This window comes from Pseudomonas sp. LBUM1657, assembly GCF_059716075.1.
The window spans coordinates 729,024-747,014 of sequence record NZ_CP166799.1 but is presented as its reverse complement, the minus strand read 5'-3'; the positions used below and the strand labels follow the sequence as shown (position 1 = coordinate 747,014).

Here is a 17,991-nt window from a genome sequence, read left to right as displayed (position 1 = left end):
CTGTCAAGCGGTTATTTTCCGAAGTTTTCAAAGTTTCCTCTGCAACTTCAACCACTTGCGCTTTCGATCTCTCGTTAGCGGGAGGCGAATTCTACAGCGTTACTCGCTGCTGTCAACACCTCTTTTTCACCGCTTTCGACCGAGAAGATCGAACCGTCAAAAGAGCCACACAACCCTGCTCTTTCAACTCCTTCCAGGCTTCGATGACCTGAAGCAACTCGCTGTCGAAAACTGCGTAACTCTTTGTTTACCAAGGAGTTTTCCGTTTCGACTGCGCCGGAAGTGGGGCGAATTATAGACGTCCAGAATCTGCCGTCAACACCTATTTCCACAATTCTGTCATATAGGTCAAAAAAGCCCCTGAAACACGAAGGCCGCCCCCCGGGGCGGCCTTCTTCCCTTCTACTTACAAGCTAGGGAACGCGAATTGCGAAGCTTCATGGCTCGCCCGCTGCGGCCAGCGCTGGGTGATGGCTTTGCGGCGGGTATAGAAACGCACGCCATCCGGACCATACGCATGCAGGTCGCCGAACAGCGAACGCTTCCAGCCACCAAAGCTGTGATAAGCCACTGGCACCGGCAGCGGTACGTTAACGCCGACCATACCGACTTCAATCTCATCGCAGAACAACCGTGCCGCTTCCCCGTCACGGGTGAAGATGCAGGTACCGTTGCCATACTCGTGATCATTGATCAGTTGCATCGCTTCTTCCAGGCTGTTGACCCGAACGACGCACAGCACCGGCCCGAAAATCTCTTCTTTATAGATGCGCATCTCTGGCGTGACGTTATCGAACAGGCAGCCACCCAGGAAAAACCCATCCTCATTGCCGGGCACGCTCAGACCACGACCATCAACCACCAAGGACGCACCGGACGAAACGCCGTCTTCTATATAGCCACTGACTTTGTCACGCGCCTGACCGGAAACCAGCGGCCCCATGTCCAGGCCACACGTCGTACCGGCACCGATTTTCAGCGCCTTGATTTGCGGTACCAACTTGGCCACCAGCGCATCCGCCACTTGGTCACCAACACACACAGCCACCGAGATCGCCATGCAACGCTCGCCGCAGGAACCATAGGCTGCGCCCATCAGTGCGCTGACGGCGTTATCCAGATCCGCATCCGGCATCAACACCGCGTGGTTCTTCGCCCCGCCCAGTGCCTGGACGCGCTTGCCGCGCTTAGTGCCTTCGGCGTAGATGTACTCGGCAATCGGCGTCGAACCCACGAAGCTCAGCGCTTTGACTTCCGGCGCTTCGATCAGCGCGTCCACCGCAGCCTTGTCGCCGTGCACCACACTCAGCACACCTTTAGGCAGACCGGCTTCCAACAGCAGCTGCGCGATCAGCAGTGTCGAGCTCGGATCACGTTCGGACGGCTTGAGGATGAAGCAGTTACCGCAGACGATCGCCAGTGGATACATCCACAGCGGCACCATGGCCGGGAAGTTGAACGGAGTGATACCAGCCACCACGCCCAATGGCTGGAAGTCCGACCAGGCATCAATGTTCGGCCCGACGTTACGGCTGTATTCGCCCTTGAGAATTTCCGGTGCCGCACAAGCGAACTCGACGTTCTCGATACCGCGCTTCAATTCACCGGCAGCATCTTCCAGGGTCTTGCCGTGTTCTTCGCTGATCAGTTGCGCGATACGCGCTTCGTTCTGCTCCAGCAGTTGCTTGAAGCGGAACATCACCTGCGCACGTTTGGCCGGCGGCGTGTTACGCCAGGCCGGGAACGCAGCCTTGGCCGAGTCGATAGCTTTTTGAATGGTTTCGCGGCTAGCCAATGGCAGCTTGTGGATCGCCTGGCCGGTGGACGGGTTGAACACGTCGGCGGTGCGACCGTCTTCGGTCACCAGTTCGCCATTGATCAAATGCGGGATAAGGCTCATGCGGGGCTCCTGAAAAGCTGTCCACGGACGCCCATCAAAGGGCGCCCTTTATATAGAAAGAAAAATCAGTCGATCTTGTTCAGCACTTCGCCGACCGCGTCGAACAGACGATCAAGGTCTTGCGGCTTGCTGTTGAAAGTTGGGCCGAACTGCAGGGTGTCGCCGCCGAAGCGTACATAGAACCCTGCTTTCCACAGCGCCATGCCGGCTTCGAACGGACGCACGATGGCATCGCCGTCACGCGGGGCAATCTGGATCGCACCGGCCAGGCCGTAGTTACGAATGTCGATAACGTTTTTCGAACCCTTCAGACCGTGCAGCGCATTTTCGAAATGCGGTGCGACTTCGGCCACGCTTTGCACCAGGTTTTCCTTTTGCAGCAGGTCGAGTGCTGCCAAGCCAGCGGCGCAAGCCACCGGGTGCGCGGAGTAGGTGTAACCGTGCGGGAATTCCACCGCGTACTCAGGCGTCGCCTGGTTCATGAAAGTCTGATAGATCTCGGAGCTGGCAATCACTGCGCCCATCGGAATCGCGCCGTTGGTGACTTGCTTGGCGATGCACATCAGGTCCGGGGTCACACCGAAGCTGTCGGCGCCGAACATCGAGCCGGTCCGGCCGAAACCGGTGATCACTTCGTCGAACACCAGCAGGATGTTGTGCTGATCGCAGATCTCGCGCAGACGCTTGAGGTAACCCTGTGGCGGAACCAACACGCCAGCGGAACCGGCCATAGGCTCAACGAACACGGCTGCGATGTTGGAAGCGTCATGCAGTTCGATCAGCTTCAGCAGCTCATCGGCCAGGGCGATACCACCCTGCTCCGGCATGCCACGAGAGAAGGCATTGCTCGCCAGCAAAGTGTGCGGCAGGTGATCGACGTCCATCATCGCCTGACCGAACATTTTGCGGTTGCCGTTCACACCGCCAAGGCTGGTGCCAGCAATGTTTACACCGTGGTAGCCACGGGCACGGCCGATCATTTTGGTCTTGGTCGCCTGGCCTTTCAGGCGCCAGTAAGCACGCACCATTTTCACCGCGGTATCAGCACACTCGGAACCCGAGTCGGTGAAGAACACGTGATTGAGATTGCCCGGGGTCAGGTCGGTGATTTTCTCGGCCAGTTGGAAGGACAGCGGATGGCCGTACTGGAAGCCTGGCGAGTAATCGAGGGTGCCCAACTGCTTGGCGACCGCTTCCTGGATTTCCTTGCGGGTGTGCCCCGCGCCGCAGGTCCACAGACCGGACAGCGAGTCATAGACTTTGCGCCCCTTGTCATCGATCAGCCAGCTGCCTTCAGCCGCCACAATCAGGCGCGGATCACGCTGGAAATTGCGGTTGGCGGTGTAGGGCATCCAGTGAGCGTCGAGCTTGAGCTGGCTGGCCAAAGGAGACTGGGCGTTTTCGGGCAAGTTCATGGGCAAAACCTCGCAAGGCAATAAGCGGCGTGGAGATGAAAGCGTTCTTGCAGCTAAATTGCCACGGGGATAAAGTCGGTGAAATCCAACTCTTCTAACGTTCAGTCAGGCATTCACTAAACTATGAGCAGCCGCCGCCCCGATCCGCTGGCACAAGTCAGCGACTTTGATATCCGCCTGCTGCGGATTTTTCGCAGCGTCGTGGAATGCGGCGGCTTCTCCGCGGCGGAATCGGTGCTGGGGATCGGTCGCTCGGCCATCAGCCAGCAAATGAGCGACTTGGAACAACGCCTCGGCTTGCGATTGTGCCAACGGGGTCGCGCGGGATTTTCCCTGACCGAGGAAGGTCGCGAGGTTTACCAATCGGCATTGCAGCTATTAAGTGCGCTGGAAAGTTTTCGCACCGAGGTCAACGGCCTGCACCAACACTTGCGCGGCGAATTGACCATCGGCTTGACCGATAACCTGGTCACCCTTCCCCACATGCGCATTACCCACGCGTTGGCGCAACTGAAGGAACGCGGCCCGGACGTGCAGATCCAGATCCGCATGATCGCTCCCAACGAAGTCGAGCAAGGCGTGCTCGACGGTCGCTTGCACGTCGGCGTGGTGCCGCAGGCCAGCGCACTGTCGGGGCTGGAATATCAACCGCTCTACAGCGAACGCTCGTTGTTGTATTGCGCGGTCGGCCATCCGTTGTTTTATGTCGATGACAAACAACTGGACGACGAGCGCCTCAACAGTCAAGACGCGATTGCTCCAACCTTTCGTTTGCCGGCGGAAATCCAGGCCCATTACCAAGCGCTCAATTGCACCGCCAGTGCTTCGGATCGTGAAGGCATGGCGTTCCTGATTCTGACCGGGCGTTACATCGGTTACTTGCCGGATCACTACGCCAGCCTCTGGGTGCAACAAGGTCGACTGCGTGCGCTGAAACCAAATGCGCGCTTCTATGACCTGAGTCTTGCTTCGGTCACGCGCAAGGGTCGTCGCCCTCATTTGGTGCTGGAAAGCTTCCTGGAGAGCCTGGCCGCGACGCGCTGAAATCTGATGCGGCGTTTGGACTCGCTCGTGAAAGCGGTGTGTCAGCTGCATTAATGTTGACTGATACTCCCTCTTCGCGAGCAAGCCCGCTCCCACAGGGGATTGTGACGCTCAGGTTTTATCGCATCGGGACTTGTCTGAAGCCTGTGGGTGCGCTATCAACGCACTGGTTGCACCCACCTACTTGTTCGGAAGTGCCTATGACCTTTGAAGTCCCCGCTCACGGCGGCAAACCTGCCAGCCGCATTCGTCAGAAGAACGAAGAGACCATCATCAAAGCCGCCGAAGACGAGTTCGCCCGTCACGGGTTCAAAGGCACCAGCATGAACACCATCGCCCTGAATGCCGGGTTGCCCAAGGCGAACCTGCATTACTACTTCACCAACAAGCTTGGGTTGTACGTGGCGGTGTTGAGCAACATCATCGAGTTGTGGGACAGCACCTTCAACACCCTCACTGCCGAAGACGATCCGGCCGAAGCGCTGACGCGGTATATCCGCGCCAAGATGGAATTCTCCCGTCGCCAGCCGCAAGCCTCGCGGATCTTCGCCATGGAAGTCATCAGTGGCGGCGAATGCCTGACCGAGTATTTCAACCAGGACTATCGCGCCTGGTTCCAGGGCCGGGCGGGCGTGTTCCAGGCGTGGATCGATGCCGGCAAAATGGACCCGGTCGACCCGGTGAACCTGATCTTCCTGTTGTGGGGCAGCACCCAGCATTACGCCGACTTCGCCACACAGATCTGCCGCGTCACCGGGCGTACCAAGTTGACCAAGCAAGACATGGAAGACGCCGGCAACAACCTGATCCGCATCATTCTCAAGGGCTGCGGCCTGACGCCAGCGATCTAAGACATTTATGCCTTTTACCCTCAGCGGTTTTTGCGAATACCGCGAAGAGATTCGCAAAAGCCGCTTCATCACCTTCGCCGCGCCGATAGCCAGCCCTGCTGACGCCCAAGCATTCATCGAGCAGCACAGCGATTTAAATGCCTCGCACAACTGCTGGGCCTGGAAGCTCGGTGGCCAATACCGCAGCAATGATGATGGCGAGCCCGGCGGCACTGCGGGGCGGCCGATTCTGGCGGCGATCGAAGCGCAGGATTGCGATCAGGTCGCGGTGCTGGTGATTCGTTGGTATGGCGGCATTCAACTGGGCACCGGTGGCCTCGCCCGCGCGTACGGCGGCGGTGCGAACAAGTGCCTGCAAGCGGCGCCGAAGGTTGAGTTGATCAGCCGTGTTCCAGTGAGTTGCGCCTGTGCTTTTGGTGAGTTGGCGCTGCTGAAGCTTCGCGTAACGGAACTGGGCGGATTGGTGGTGGAAGAAACGTTCACAGCCAACGGCGTGGAACTGCAACTGGCGATCGGCGAAGGGCTGATCGAGACCCTGCAAACGCAGCTCGCGGATCTGAGTCGCGGGCGCATTCTGTTGCAGCACTGATCGCACCAACAACGCTCACGACTGTTTTATAGCACCCACGCACTTGCCCACATCTACTGTGCACCCGGCTGTGGATAACCTGAGCACATACGGCTGTAACCCTTCTGTCATGCGGCTTTGCGGGCATTGTTCATTTTTCGTTCAATCCGCCATCAAAAAAATCAAATCCACGTAAAAACAATCAGTTAGCGTGGTTTATCACCTTTAGAAGAAAGCAGCCGGGTGCTTATACCCGTGCTTTGAGCTTGCGCACAAATACTGTGGAGCAATCTGTGGATAACCCGTTCATGGCTGTCGCGGTCCCATACGCGGCATGGCTCGCCTTCGACTGCTCGTTTTTTGATCAACCTGCGACGAGCAAAACCGGAGCCTGATCAACGGCTTTGCCCTCAAGTGGTGCCGGATTCGGGATCGACATAAGAAGAAGCCCCCTTCCCAATACCTTTGCCCGCAAGGTTTTCGAGTTTTCCTGACTCATTGGCCAGGAATTTGCTTTATCCACAGGCAAACCTTCAGTCGACCCGAGCCAGTCATGTCCAACCCCGAGCAGATACCCCGCCTGCAACTGCGCAACATCAGCAAACGCTACCCCGGTTGCCTGGCCAACGATGCCATCGACCTGAGCATTGCACCCGGCGAAATCCACGCCCTGCTGGGCGAAAACGGTGCGGGCAAAAGTACGCTGATGAAAATCATCTACGGCGTCACCCACGCCGACTTGGGGGAATTGATGTGGCAAGGGCAGCGCGTGACCATGCGCAACCCGGCCCAGGCTCGTAGCCTGGGGATCGGCATGGTGTTCCAGCATTTCTCGCTGTTCGAAACCCTGAGTGTGGCCCAGAACATTGCCCTGGCGATGGGCGCGGCGGCGGGCACGCCGAAACAACTGGAGCCAAAGATTCGAGAAGTCTCCCGACGCTACGGCATGGCGCTGGAACCGGAGCGACTTGTCCACAGCCTGTCTATCGGTGAACGCCAGCGGGTAGAGATCATTCGTTGCCTGATGCAGGACATACGCCTGCTGATTCTCGATGAGCCGACCTCGGTGCTGACCCCGCAAGAGGCGGACGAATTGTTCATCACCTTGCGCCGACTGGCAGCCGAGGGCTGCAGCATTCTGTTTATCAGCCACAAGCTCGGTGAAGTCCGCGCGCTGTGCCACAGCGCCACGGTGCTGCGCGGTGGGCGAGTGGCCGGGCATTGCGTGCCAGCCGAGTGTTCGGATCAGCAACTGGCGCGGTTGATGGTCGGTGAGGCCGCAGAGCTGATTACCGAATATCCGAAGGTCATGGGCGGCGATGTTTTTCTGAACGTGAGCGGATTGTCCTGGCACAACCCGGACCCGTTCGGTTGCTCGCTTAAGGACATCGACCTTGAAGTGCGCAGCGGCGAAATCGTCGGCATCGCCGGGGTTGCAGGCAATGGTCAGGATGAATTGCTGGCGTTGCTCAGCGGTGAAGAACGACTGAGCCACCACGACAGTGCGACGATCAGTTTTGCCAGGCAACCGGTCGCCCATTTGCGACCCGATGCACGCCGCGGACTCGGTCTGGCCTTCGTCCCCGCCGAACGCCTGGGCCACGGCGCGGTGCCGGAGCTGAGCCTGGCGGACAACGCCTTGCTCACCGCTTTCCAGCAGGGGCTCGTTGGCAAAGGGCTGATCCAGCGCAGCAAGGTTGAAGCGCTGGCCGAAGAAATCATTCGCCGCTTCGGGGTCAAGACGCCCGATACCCGCACGCCGGCCCGCAGCCTGTCCGGCGGCAATTTGCAGAAATTCATCCTCGGTCGAGAAATCCTCCAGCAGCCAAAACTGTTGGTGGCCGCGCATCCGACCTGGGGCGTGGACGTCGGCGCTGCTGCGACCATTCACCGGGCACTGGTTGCCTTGCGCGATGCCGGTGCGGCAATCCTGGTGATCTCCGAAGACCTCGACGAACTGTTCCAGATCAGCGACCGCCTCGGCGCCTTGTGCGGCGGTCGACTGTCCCCGCTTCAGGCCACGGCCGATACCCGCCTGATCGACGTCGGCGGCTGGATGGCTGGTCAGTTCGACGTCCCTCAATCATCTGCTCCCGCATCGCTTTAACGGAGTTTCACATGCTGCTTTCTCTCGAACCCCGTGGTCAGCAATCGCGCCTGATGTTGTGGTGCTCGCCGTTGCTGGCGGCTGCCCTGACGCTGGGCTGCGGCTCTCTGCTGTTTATCGCGCTGGGTCATGACCCTCTGCTCACTTTGCACACCTTGCTGATTGCGCCGATCAGCGACTTGTATGGTGTTTCCGAACTGTTGGTCAAAGCGCTGCCGATTCTGCTCTGCGCGTTGGGGCTGGCGGTGGCGTATCAGGCGCGAATCTGGAACATCGGCGCCGAAGGTCAGTTGCTGCTCGGCGCATTGGCCGGCAGTGCGTTGGCCGTGAACATCATCGACCTGCAAAGTCGCTGGGCGCTGGTGTTGATCCTGCTCACCGGCACCCTGGCCGGGGCGGCGTGGGCCGGGCTGACGGCGTGGTTGCGCACGCGCTTCAACGCCAATGAAATCCTCACCAGCATCATGCTCAATTACATTGCGCTGAACTTGCTGCTGTTCTGTGTTCATGGACCGTTGAAGGACCCGGCCGGGTTCAACTTTCCGGAATCGGCGATGTTCGGCGACGCCAGTCGTTTGCCGCTGCTGATGGAGGATGGTCGTGTTCACGCCGGGGTGTATTTCGCCCTGCTCGCGTTGGTAGTGGTCTGGGTTTTGTTGCAGAAAAGCTTCGTCGGTTTCCAGATCAAAGTGCTCGGGCTGGATAAACGCGCAGCGGGTTTCGTCGGCTTTCGCGAGAAGCGGTTGGTCTGGCTGGCGTTGTTGATCAGCGGCGGATTGGCAGGCTTGGCCGGCGTTTGTGAAGTCACCGGACCGATCGGCCAACTGGTGCCGCAAGTGTCGCCCGGTTATGGCTATGCGGCGATTACCGTGGCGTTTCTCGGGCGGCTGAATCCCGTTGGCATTCTGTTTTCCAGCCTGTTAATGGCGCTGCTGTACATCGGTGGCGAGAGTGCGCAGATGAGCATGAATCTGCCGCAGGCCATCACGCAATTGTTCCAGGGAATGATGCTGTTTTTCCTGCTGGCCAGCGACGTGCTGATTCTCTACCGACCCCGATTGAACCTGCGCTGGACTCGCCGCGCGCAAGCCACCGCCGTACCCGCAGGAGCGCTGTGATGGATATCGATCTGCTGAGCAATATTTTCTACGCGATGGTCCGCTGCGGCACGCCGTTGCTGCTAGTGGCGCTGGGTGAACTGGTTTGCGAAAAGAGCGGCGTCCTCAATCTGGGGCAGGAAGGGATGATGCTGTTTGGCGCAGTGATCGGTTTCATCGTCGCGCTCAACAGCGGCAACCTCTGGCTCGGGGTGTTGCTGGCGATGCTCGCCGGGATGTTGTTGTCGTCGTTGTTTGCCGTGGTGGCGCTGGTGTTCAACGCCAATCAGGTCGCCACGGGGTTGGCGTTGACGATTTTCGGTGTGGGCCTGTCGACCTTTGTTGGTGCGGCGTGGGTCGGCAAACCGTTGGCGGGTTTCGAGCCGGTGGCGATTCCCTACTTGAGTGAGCTTCCGCTGATCGGGCGGATGCTGTTTGCCCAGGATCTGCTGGTGTATCTCTCGTTCGCGCTGTTTGCGCTGGTGGCCTGGGTGGTTCTTAGAAGCCGCATCGGGCTGATCATTCAGGCCGTCGGAGAAAACCCTGACGCGGCGAGCGCCATGGGGTTGCCGGTGTTGGGCGTGCGCACGCTGGCAGTGCTGTTTGGCGGGGCGATGGCCGGGTTGGCCGGGGCGTATCTGTCCCTGGCCTACACGCCGATGTGGGCGGAAAACATGAGCGCCGGCCGCGGCTGGATCGCCTTGGCACTGGTGGTGTTTGCCAGTTGGCGGGTGTGGCGACTGTTGCTGGGCGCGTATCTTTTCGGCCTCGCCAGCATCCTGCATTTGGTGGCGCAGGGGTTGGGGCTGGCGATTCCGTCGAGCCTGCTGGCGATGCTGCCGTATGTGGCGACCATTGTGGTGTTGGTGCTGTTGTCCCGGGATGCGGTGCGTACGCGGTTGTATGCGCCGGTGTCATTGGGGCAGCCGTGGCAGGCCGGGCATTAGGGGTGGCTGGGCGGGCCTCTTCGCGAGCAAGCCAGCTCCCACATTTGACCGCGTACTTGCCCGGCGACTCGGTCTACTGTGGGAGCGGGCTTGCTCGCGAAAGCGCCCGAACAGGCAACACTTGAACAACGCCCCACGCCAATTCAAAGAACAAGAAAATCACCAACAATGAACTGGCACCGTGGACCAAGGCATAGAGCTGCCAAGTGGAGAACAGGAATCTCCCAACCGCGTCATACCGCCCATACACCTGCTGCGGATCGCGAATCCGCAGCACCGCCCACACACAGACAATCGAGCCCAACAGATTCGCCATCAGCATGTGCATCGGCTCGAACGGCGGCAGCTCGCCGGGCAGATCAAAGGCCTGACTCACACTCAACAGCACCCCATGCAACGCCGCAAAACTCCACGGCGTGACAAACGCCACCGTGACGATCAGGTCGTACCAAGCGCTGCCGCGCACCACTTGACGATATTGCGTTGAAGTCCACATCGGCCTTGCTCCAGAAAATCAGGGAGCAACAAGGCTAAAGCCTGGAGTATGCTCCAGGGTCAAGCCCTCTCGAGACGTCATCATGCGCATCGGTGAATTAGCCCTGGCCAGCGCCGTCAGCCGCGACACGCTGCGCTTTTACGAACAGCGCGGATTGATCGCGGCGCAACGCAGCGCCAACGGTTATCGCGACTACCCGGCAGACATGGTGCAACTGGTGCTGTACATCAAGACGGCTCAACGGCTGGGCTTTACCCTCGGCGAAATCGGCAACAGCGTCGCTACATTGTGGCACTCGCCCGATCCTGACAGCGCCGTCACGCAACTGCTGCAAGACAAGCTCAAACTGATCGAAACCCGCATGGCTGAACTCGACGCGCTGCGTCAGGAGTTGCAGCAACGGCTCGGTCAGCGTTGTCCTTTGAATCCGTGATCCTCATTTATCAAGGAAGCCACTCATGTCCAAGGCAAAAACCGCACTCATCATCGGCGCCTCCCGGGGCCTGGGCCTCGGCCTGGTAAAAACCCTGCTGGCCGACGGCTGGCAAGTCACCGCCACCGTGCGCAATCCGCAGAACGCCGAAGCCTTGCAGGCCCTGGGCAAGGTGCGGATCGAAAAACTCGACATGGATGATCAACAAGCGGCCATCGCCCTCAGCCAGCAGCTCAAGGGCGAAGTGTTCGACCTGTTGTTCGTGAACGCCGGGGTCAAAGGACCGGAGGTTCAGACGCCGGGCGGCGCGACGCTGGCCGAAGTCGGTCAGCTGTTCTTCACCAATGCCGTGGCGCCGATCAACCTGGCCCAGCGCTTCGCCGGGCAAATCCGTCCCGAGACTGGCGTGCTGGCGTTCATGAGTTCGGTGCTGGGCAGCGTGACCATGCCGGACGCGCCGGAGCTGGCATTGTACAAGGCGAGCAAGGCCGCACTGAACTCCATGACCAACAGTTTCGTCACTCAACTGGGCGAGCAGAAACTCACCGTGCTGTCGCTGCATCCGGGTTGGGTGAAGACCGACATGGGCGGTGAAGGCGCTGACATTGACGTGGACACCAGCACTCGCGGTCTGGTTGATCAGGTGAATGCGTATGTCGGCAAGGGCGGGCATCATTTTGTGAACTACAAAGGCGAAACGATTCCCTGGTAAACGCCACAGATCCAGGGTGGGAGCGGGCTTGCTCGCGAAGGCGGTGTGTCATAAAACATTGATGGCGACTGACACTGCGCCTTCGCGAGCAAGCCCGCTCCCACAGGGGCTTATTCCACACAGGGTTTTGCATCGTCTGGTCGGGCCGGGCTTGCCCGCCGAGCAGTTTTGTTTGAAACTCCGCACTTCGTCCCCGCGGCGACCCTGGATCAGCAGACAGGGTAATCACTGAGCTGGCTAACCTGAACCCAACTTTCAGAGGAGCCGGCCAACATGCCTGCGACCCGTACCTGGTTAAAAAATCCCCTCGCGATCTTCACTGCCAATGGCCTCGATGCCCGTGGCGGACTGGTGCTGCAAGACGGTTTGATCGTCGAAGTGCTTGGCGCTGGCCAGCAACCTTCCGCGCCCTGTGGACACGTCTTCGATGCCCGCGAGCATGTGATCCTGCCGGGGCTGATCAACACCCATCACCATTTCTACCAAACCCTGACCCGCGCCTGGGCGCCGGTGGTCAATCAGCCGTTGTTCCCGTGGCTGAAAACCCTCTATCCGGTCTGGGCGCGACTCACGCCTGAAAAGCTCGCCCTCGCCACGAAAGTCGCGCTGGCGGAATTACTGCTGTCCGGTTGCACCACGGCGGCCGACCACCATTACCTGTTTCCGGAAGGGCTGGAAAACGCCATCGACGTGCAAGTCGAGAGCGTCCGTGAACTGGGCATGCGCGCCATGCTCACCCGCGGTTCCATGAGCCTGGGTGAAGCGGACGGTGGCCTGCCGCCGCAACAAACCGTGCAGCAAGGCGAAGTGATTCTCGACGACAGCCAGCGCTTGATCGCCGCGTACCACGAACGTGGCGACGGCGCACAAATCCAGATCGCCCTGGCGCCCTGCTCGCCGTTTTCGGTGACACCGGAAATCATGTCCGCCAGCGCCGAACTGGCCAACAAACTCGACGTGCGCCTGCACACCCACTTGGCGGAAACCCTCGATGAAGAAGACTTCTGCCTGCAACGCTTCGGCCTGCGCACCGTGGATTATCTGGACAGCGTCGGCTGGCTCGGCCCGCGCACCTGGCTGGCGCACGGCATCCATTTCAACCCGGACGAAATCGCCCGCCTCGGCGCCGCCGGCACCGGCATTTGCCATTGCCCGAGTTCGAACATGCGCCTGGCTTCCGGGATCTGCCCGACCCTGGACCTGACCGCCGCAGGCGCATTGCTAGGCCTGGGCGTGGACGGTTCGGCGTCCAACGATGCCTCGAACATGATGCTCGAAACCCGCCAGGCGCTTTACATTCAGCGGCTGCGTTACGGTGCGGAAAAGATCACCCCGGAATTGGTATTGGGCTGGGCCACCAAGGGTTCGGCGCAGCTGCTGGGGCGCACGGACATCGGCGAACTGGCGGTGGGCAAGCAGGCGGATCTGGCGCTGTTCAAGCTCGATGAGCTGCGCTTCTCCGGCAGTCATGATCCGGTGTCGGCGTTGCTGCTGTGCGGCGCGGATCGAGCGGATCGGGTGATGATCGGTGGCCAGTGGCGGGTGATCGACGGGCAGGTCGAAGGGCTGGATCTGAAAGGGTTGATTGCCGATCACAGCCAGGCGGCTCGGCAGTTGATCGCCGGCACCTGACACAACAACTGACAACTGTGGGAGCGAGCAAGCCCGCTCCCACATTTTTGATCCGGTTGGGTTTAAAGACCCAGCAGCGACAACATGATGAACGTCGCAAACAGCACAAAATGGGTCATCCCTTCGATGGCATTGGTTTCGCCGTCGTTGAGGTTGATCGCGCTGACGATCAGGGTGAGGAAGATCATCACGGTCTGCACCGGAGTCATGGCCATCTGGAACGGCTGACCGGTGTAAAGCGCCATTGCTTCCATCACTGGCACCGTCAGGATCACCGTCGACAGCGACGCGCCCATGGCGATGTTCACCACTGATTGCATGCGATTGGCCAACGCCGCCCGCAACGCGGTCAGAATCTCCGGCGCCGCGGAGATCGCCGCCACCAGGATCGCCGTGATCACCGGCGGTGCGCCCGTTCCTTCCAGGCCCAGGTCGAGGGTTTTGGACATCACTTCCGCCAGTGCGCCTATCACCACCACTCCGAACACCAACGTCGCGATGCTCAGCCCCAGATTGATCGGTTCCGGCGCGTCACTCGGCGCTTTCTTGCGGCGTTTTTCCGGGTAGCTGTAGCTGAAGAAATAACTGTGCGGCCCGACCTGCATCCGCAGGAACAGCGTGTAGAGCATGACCATCGCGCCAATGGTGAACGCCGAATAAAGTTTCCAGTTGGCCTCGGGAATGAACTCCGGCACCACCATGGAAACGCCCATGGCAGTGAGGATCATCACGCTGTAGCTGCGCGCCGAGTCGTCGTTGTAGGACTGTTCGCCATGCTTGATCCCGCCCATCAACGCGGCCAGGCCGAGGATGCCGTTGATATCGAGCATCACCGCCGAATAGATGGTGTCGCGCACCAAGGTCGGCGAGGCTTCGTTGCTCATCATGATCGCCAGGATCACCACTTCCACCAGCACGGCGGCCAGGGTCAGGATCATCGTGCCGTAGGGGTCACCGACTTTTTCGGCGAGCAGTTCGGCGTGATGGGCGACGCGCATGGAGGCGACGACGATGAAGGCGATCAATACCAGGCCGGCGCTCAGTGCGATGGGCTGGCCACTGTGCAACAACCAGTGCTCCAACGGATAGGCGATGAAGGCAGCGATCAGGGCCAGCAGCAGAAATGTTTCTTGCTTGAGGAATGTGAGCATTGCGGGCCTTTTTGCCGAGTGGAGCGAAACCAGAGCGATGAGCTACTGACTGCGGGGCGGCGCTAACGTTTCGTTACACCTTAGCGCACCAGTGGATGGCAACCGGTTCGGGGCATGCACTTTTATTGGCCTTACCGGCCCCTTCGCGGGCAAGCCCGCTCCCACAGGATTTGCGCAAATCCTGTGGGAGCGGGCTTGCTCGCGAAGGCGTCATCACGGTTTCGATGATTTTGTTGTCTTGTTGGTCAGCAATTTGCATTGACCTTGCCAACCTCACAACAACATGGAGTTCGAATTCATGCACAAACGTCCGTTGAAGAAGCTGCTTGGCGCCGTTGCCGCGGCCATCGGTCTAAGCGTCAGCCTGACCGCCAGTGCCGCCGACCCGCTGAAAGTCGGCTTCGTCTATATCGGCCCGATCGGGGACCACGGCTGGACGTATCAGCATGAACAGGGGCGCAAAGAGCTGGCGCAGAAATTCGGCGACCAGATCACCACCCACTACGTGGAAAACGTTGCCGAAGGCGCCGACGCCGAACGGGTGATCCGCAACATGGCCAAGGACAAGTACGACCTGATTTTCACCACCTCCTTCGGCTACATGAACCCGACCCTGAAAGTCGCCAGACAATTTCCCAAGGTGACCTTCGAACACGCCACCGGCTACAAGCAGGACAAGAACCTGGGCACCTACCTGGCGCGTACTTACGAAGGTCGTTATGTGGGCGGCTTCCTCGCGGCGAAGATGACCAAGACCAAAAAGATTGGCTACGTCGCCTCGTTCCCGATCCCGGAAGTGATCCGCGACATCAATGCCATTCAACTGGCCCTGAACAAGTACAACCCCGGCACCGAGATCAAGGTGGTGTGGGTCAATTCCTGGTTCGATCCGGGCAAGGAAGCTGATGCGGCCAACGCGCTGATCGACCAGGGCGTGGACGTGGTGTTCCAGCACACCGACAGCCCGGCGCCGATCCAGGCTGCCGAACGTCGCGGGGTGTATGCCGTCGGCTACGCTTCGGACATGGCCCACTTCGGACCGAAAGCGGTACTGACCTCGATCGTGAACGACTGGGGTCCGCACTACATTCAGGCGACCCAGAGCGTGCTCGATCACGGCTGGAAAACCCAGGATTACTGGGGTGGTTTGAAGGAAGGCACCGTTGAGTTGCCGATCAGCGATCTGGTGCCGGCCGCGGTGAAGACCGAAGCGGAGCAGCTCATTGCTGACATCAAGAGCGGTGCGCTGCATCCGTTTACCGGGCCGATCAAGGATCAGGCCGGGGTCGAGAAAATTGCGGCCGGTGCGAGCGCGACCAACACGGAGCTGGCATCAATGAACTACTACGTTGAAGGCATGAAGGCGGAGATACCGAAGTAATTCACGAGCCAAACACAATCTCCCTGTGGGAGCGGGCTTGCTCGCGAAAGCGGCAGTACATTTAACATTGATGCCGGCTGACACACCGCTTTCGCGAGCAAGTCGGATCGCCGCACCGCCGCTCCCACATCGGATTTTCAGGGTTTTCAAGGACTGCGCATGAACCAACTCCCGATCATCGACATCGCCCCGCTCTACAGCGATGACCAAACCGCCTGGCAGTCAGTCGCCACCCAAATCGATCACGCCTGTCGCGAGTGGGGCTTTTTCTACATCAAGGGTCATCCGATCAGCCCATCGCGCATCGACGCAGTGCTCGACAGCGCCCAACGTTTCTTCGCCCTGCCCGCCGCCGAAAAACTCAAGATCGACATCACCCAGACCAAGCACCATCGCGGTTACGGCGCGATCGCCACCGAGCAACTCGACCCGAGCAAACCCAGCGACCTGAAAGAAACCTTCGACATGGGCCTGCACCTGCCAGCCGATCATCCCGAGGTGCTGGCGGAAAAACCTCTGCGCGGCCCGAACCGCCATCCATCGATGCCCGGTTGGGAATCGCTGATGGAGCAGCACTACGTCGACATGCAGGCCCTCGCGCAAACCCTGTTACGCGCGATGACGCTGGCCCTGGGTATCGAGCGCGACTTTTTCGACACACGTTTCAACCAGCCGGTCAGCGTGCTGCGGATGATTCATTACCCACCGCGTGACACCGCCAGTTCCGAAGAACAGCAAGGTGCCGGTGCCCATACCGATTACGGCTGCATCACTCTGCTTTACCAGGATGCCGCCGGTGGCCTGCAAGTGCGCAATGTGCGCGGTGAATGGATCGATGCACCGCCGATCGACGGCACGTTTGTGGTCAACCTCGGCGACATGATGGCGCGCTGGAGCAACGACCGTTACCTGTCGACGCCGCACCGGGTAATCAGCCCACTGGGGGTGGACCGTTACTCGATGCCGTTCTTCGCCGAGCCGCACCCCGACACGGCCATCGAATGCCTGCCCGGATGCCAGGATGAACGGCACCCGGCGAAGTATCCGGCCACCACCTGCGCCGAATTCTTGCTCTCGCGCTTCGCCGACACCTACGCTTATCGACGGGAGCAGGAAGCAGTGTAATGAACCGGCTGGTCAGGTTTTGCCAATTGTTTCCACGAGCACCTGTAGAATGCTCGCCATCTGCACCTGATGAGAAAAGAATATGTACGACTGGCTGAACGCCCTGCCCAAGGCAGAACTGCACCTGCACCTGGAAGGCTCACTGGAGCCCGAGCTGCTGTTCGCCCTGGCCGAACGCAACAAGATCGCCCTGCCGTGGAGCGACGTCGAAACCCTGCGCAAGGCCTACGCCTTCAACAACCTGCAAGAGTTTCTCGACCTGTATTACCAGGGCGCCGACGTGCTGCGCACTTCTCAGGATTTCTACGACCTGACCTGGGCCTACCTGTTGCGCTGCAAGGCGCAGAACGTGATTCACACCGAACCGTTCTTCGACCCGCAGACCCACACCGACCGTGGTATCCCGTTCGAAGTGGTGCTCAACGGCATCGCCGCTGCGTTGAAGGATGGCGAGCAGCAACTGGGCATCACCAGCGGTTTGATCCTGAGTTTCCTGCGCCACTTGAGCGAAGAAGAAGCCGAGAAGACCCTCGACCAGGCGCTGCCGTTCCGCGATGCGTTCGTCGCCGTCGGCCTGGACAGTTCCGAAATGGGCCACCCGCCGAGCAAGTTCCAGCGCGTGTTTGATCGTGCTCGCGGCGAAGGCTTCCTGACCGTCGCCCACGCCGGTGAAGAAGGTCCACCCGAGTACATCTGGGAAGCCCTCGACCTGTTGAAAATCCAGCGCATCGACCATGGCGTGCGCGCCATCGAAGACGAGCGCTTGATGCAGCGGATCATCGACGAGCAGATCCCGCTGACCGTGTGCCCGTTGTCCAACACCAAGCTTTGCGTGTTCGATCACATGTCCCAGCACAACATTCTCGACATGCTCGAACGTGGCGTGAAAGTGACCGTGAACTCCGATGACCCGGCGTACTTTGGCGGGTATGTGACCGAGAACTTCCATGCGCTGTATACCGATCTTGGCATGACTCAGGATCAGGCCAAGCGCCTGGCGCAGAACAGCCTGGATGCCAGGCTGATCAAACCGTAAGACTCATCGCGTAACCCTGTGGGAGCGGACTTGCTCGCGAAGGCGGCGTGTCAGTCAACATCATCGGTGACTGACACACCGCCGCTCCCACATTCA

General features: G+C 59.9%; 16 protein-coding genes. 12 read left to right on the top strand and 4 right to left on the bottom strand.

Features of this window, described 5'->3' with window-relative positions; translation table 11 throughout:
- Positions 1 to 406: 406 nt before the first annotated feature.
- Both ACA055_RS03355 and aptA read right to left on the bottom strand, forming a co-directional pair.
- Positions 407 to 1,900 (bottom strand): CoA-acylating methylmalonate-semialdehyde dehydrogenase, encoded by a 1,494-nt coding sequence (locus ACA055_RS03355; protein ID WP_497682359.1) that lies wholly within the window; start codon positions 1,898 to 1,900, stop codon positions 407 to 409.
- A 65-nt stretch (positions 1,901 to 1,965) separates the two neighbouring features.
- Positions 1,966 to 3,315 carry an omega-aminotransferase AptA gene (gene aptA, locus ACA055_RS03350; RefSeq protein ID WP_497682358.1) on the bottom strand — a complete coding sequence of 450 codons (1,350 nt, stop codon included), beginning with the start codon at positions 3,313 to 3,315 and terminating at the stop codon, positions 1,966 to 1,968.
- Between the two features lie 123 nt (positions 3,316 to 3,438).
- On the opposite strand from aptA, the gene ACA055_RS03345 reads away from it, so the two are divergent.
- From ACA055_RS03345 to ACA055_RS03320, 6 genes are all read left to right on the top strand, one after another.
- The gene (locus ACA055_RS03345) at positions 3,439 to 4,359 is read left to right on the top strand and encodes a LysR family transcriptional regulator (protein WP_497682357.1); all 921 of its coding nucleotides are present in this window, start codon (positions 3,439 to 3,441) and stop codon (positions 4,357 to 4,359) included.
- Positions 4,360 to 4,559: 200 nt separating this feature from the next.
- Complete coding sequence (locus tag ACA055_RS03340) at positions 4,560 to 5,210, top strand: TetR/AcrR family transcriptional regulator (protein ID WP_497682356.1); 651 nt, start codon at positions 4,560 to 4,562, stop codon at positions 5,208 to 5,210.
- A gap of 7 nt (positions 5,211 to 5,217) precedes the next feature.
- A complete protein-coding gene (locus ACA055_RS03335) occupies positions 5,218 to 5,799 on the top strand; it encodes an IMPACT family protein (protein WP_497682355.1) in 582 nt (193 codons plus the stop codon).
- A 532-nt stretch (positions 5,800 to 6,331) separates the two neighbouring features.
- Entirely contained in the window at positions 6,332 to 7,885 is a 1,554-nt protein-coding gene (locus tag ACA055_RS03330) for an ABC transporter ATP-binding protein (protein WP_497682354.1), read from the top strand.
- Positions 7,886 to 7,896: 11 nt separating this feature from the next.
- On the top strand, positions 7,897 to 9,003 hold the full coding sequence (locus ACA055_RS03325) for an ABC transporter permease (RefSeq protein ID WP_497682353.1): 1,107 nt from the start codon (positions 7,897 to 7,899) through the stop codon (positions 9,001 to 9,003).
- Positions 9,003 to 9,929 (top strand): ABC transporter permease, encoded by a 927-nt coding sequence (locus ACA055_RS03320; protein ID WP_497682352.1) that lies wholly within the window; start codon positions 9,003 to 9,005, stop codon positions 9,927 to 9,929. The genes ACA055_RS03325 and ACA055_RS03320 overlap by 1 nt, the downstream gene beginning before the upstream one ends.
- A gap of 73 nt (positions 9,930 to 10,002) precedes the next feature.
- Here the strand turns inward: ACA055_RS03320 and ACA055_RS03315 are convergent, their stop codons facing one another.
- On the bottom strand, positions 10,003 to 10,425 hold the full coding sequence (locus ACA055_RS03315) for a hypothetical protein (RefSeq protein ID WP_497682351.1): 423 nt from the start codon (positions 10,423 to 10,425) through the stop codon (positions 10,003 to 10,005).
- Between the two features lie 82 nt (positions 10,426 to 10,507).
- On the opposite strand from ACA055_RS03315, the gene ACA055_RS03310 reads away from it, so the two are divergent.
- From ACA055_RS03310 to ACA055_RS03300, 3 genes are all read left to right on the top strand, one after another.
- Entirely contained in the window at positions 10,508 to 10,858 is a 351-nt protein-coding gene (locus tag ACA055_RS03310) for a MerR family transcriptional regulator (protein ID WP_497682350.1), read from the top strand.
- 25 nt (positions 10,859 to 10,883) lie between these two features.
- On the top strand, positions 10,884 to 11,570 hold the full coding sequence (locus ACA055_RS03305; RefSeq protein WP_497682349.1) for an SDR family oxidoreductase: 687 nt from the start codon (positions 10,884 to 10,886) through the stop codon (positions 11,568 to 11,570).
- 273 nt (positions 11,571 to 11,843) lie between these two features.
- Entirely contained in the window at positions 11,844 to 13,202 is a 1,359-nt protein-coding gene (locus ACA055_RS03300; RefSeq protein WP_497682348.1) for an 8-oxoguanine deaminase, read from the top strand.
- A gap of 62 nt (positions 13,203 to 13,264) precedes the next feature.
- Here the strand turns inward: ACA055_RS03300 and ACA055_RS03295 are convergent, their stop codons facing one another.
- Positions 13,265 to 14,353: a calcium:cation antiporter gene (locus ACA055_RS03295; protein WP_497682347.1), complete on the bottom strand. Its 1,089-nt coding sequence runs from the start codon at positions 14,351 to 14,353 to the stop codon at positions 13,265 to 13,267.
- Between the two features lie 298 nt (positions 14,354 to 14,651).
- Here ACA055_RS03295 and ACA055_RS03290 point away from each other — a divergent pair, with 298 nt between their 5' ends.
- The 3 genes from ACA055_RS03290 (at position 14,652) to ACA055_RS03280 (ending at position 17,895) form a co-directional block, all read left to right on the top strand.
- Positions 14,652 to 15,734 carry a BMP family ABC transporter substrate-binding protein gene (locus ACA055_RS03290; RefSeq protein WP_497682346.1) on the top strand — a complete coding sequence of 361 codons (1,083 nt, stop codon included), beginning with the start codon at positions 14,652 to 14,654 and terminating at the stop codon, positions 15,732 to 15,734.
- Positions 15,735 to 15,893: 159 nt separating this feature from the next.
- Complete coding sequence (locus ACA055_RS03285) at positions 15,894 to 16,859, top strand: 2-oxoglutarate and iron-dependent oxygenase domain-containing protein (protein ID WP_497682345.1); 966 nt, start codon at positions 15,894 to 15,896, stop codon at positions 16,857 to 16,859.
- Between the two features lie 82 nt (positions 16,860 to 16,941).
- Positions 16,942 to 17,895, top strand: a complete 954-nt coding sequence (locus ACA055_RS03280; RefSeq protein WP_497682344.1) for an adenosine deaminase — start codon at positions 16,942 to 16,944, stop codon at positions 17,893 to 17,895.
- The last annotated feature ends 96 nt before the right edge of the window (positions 17,896 to 17,991 follow it).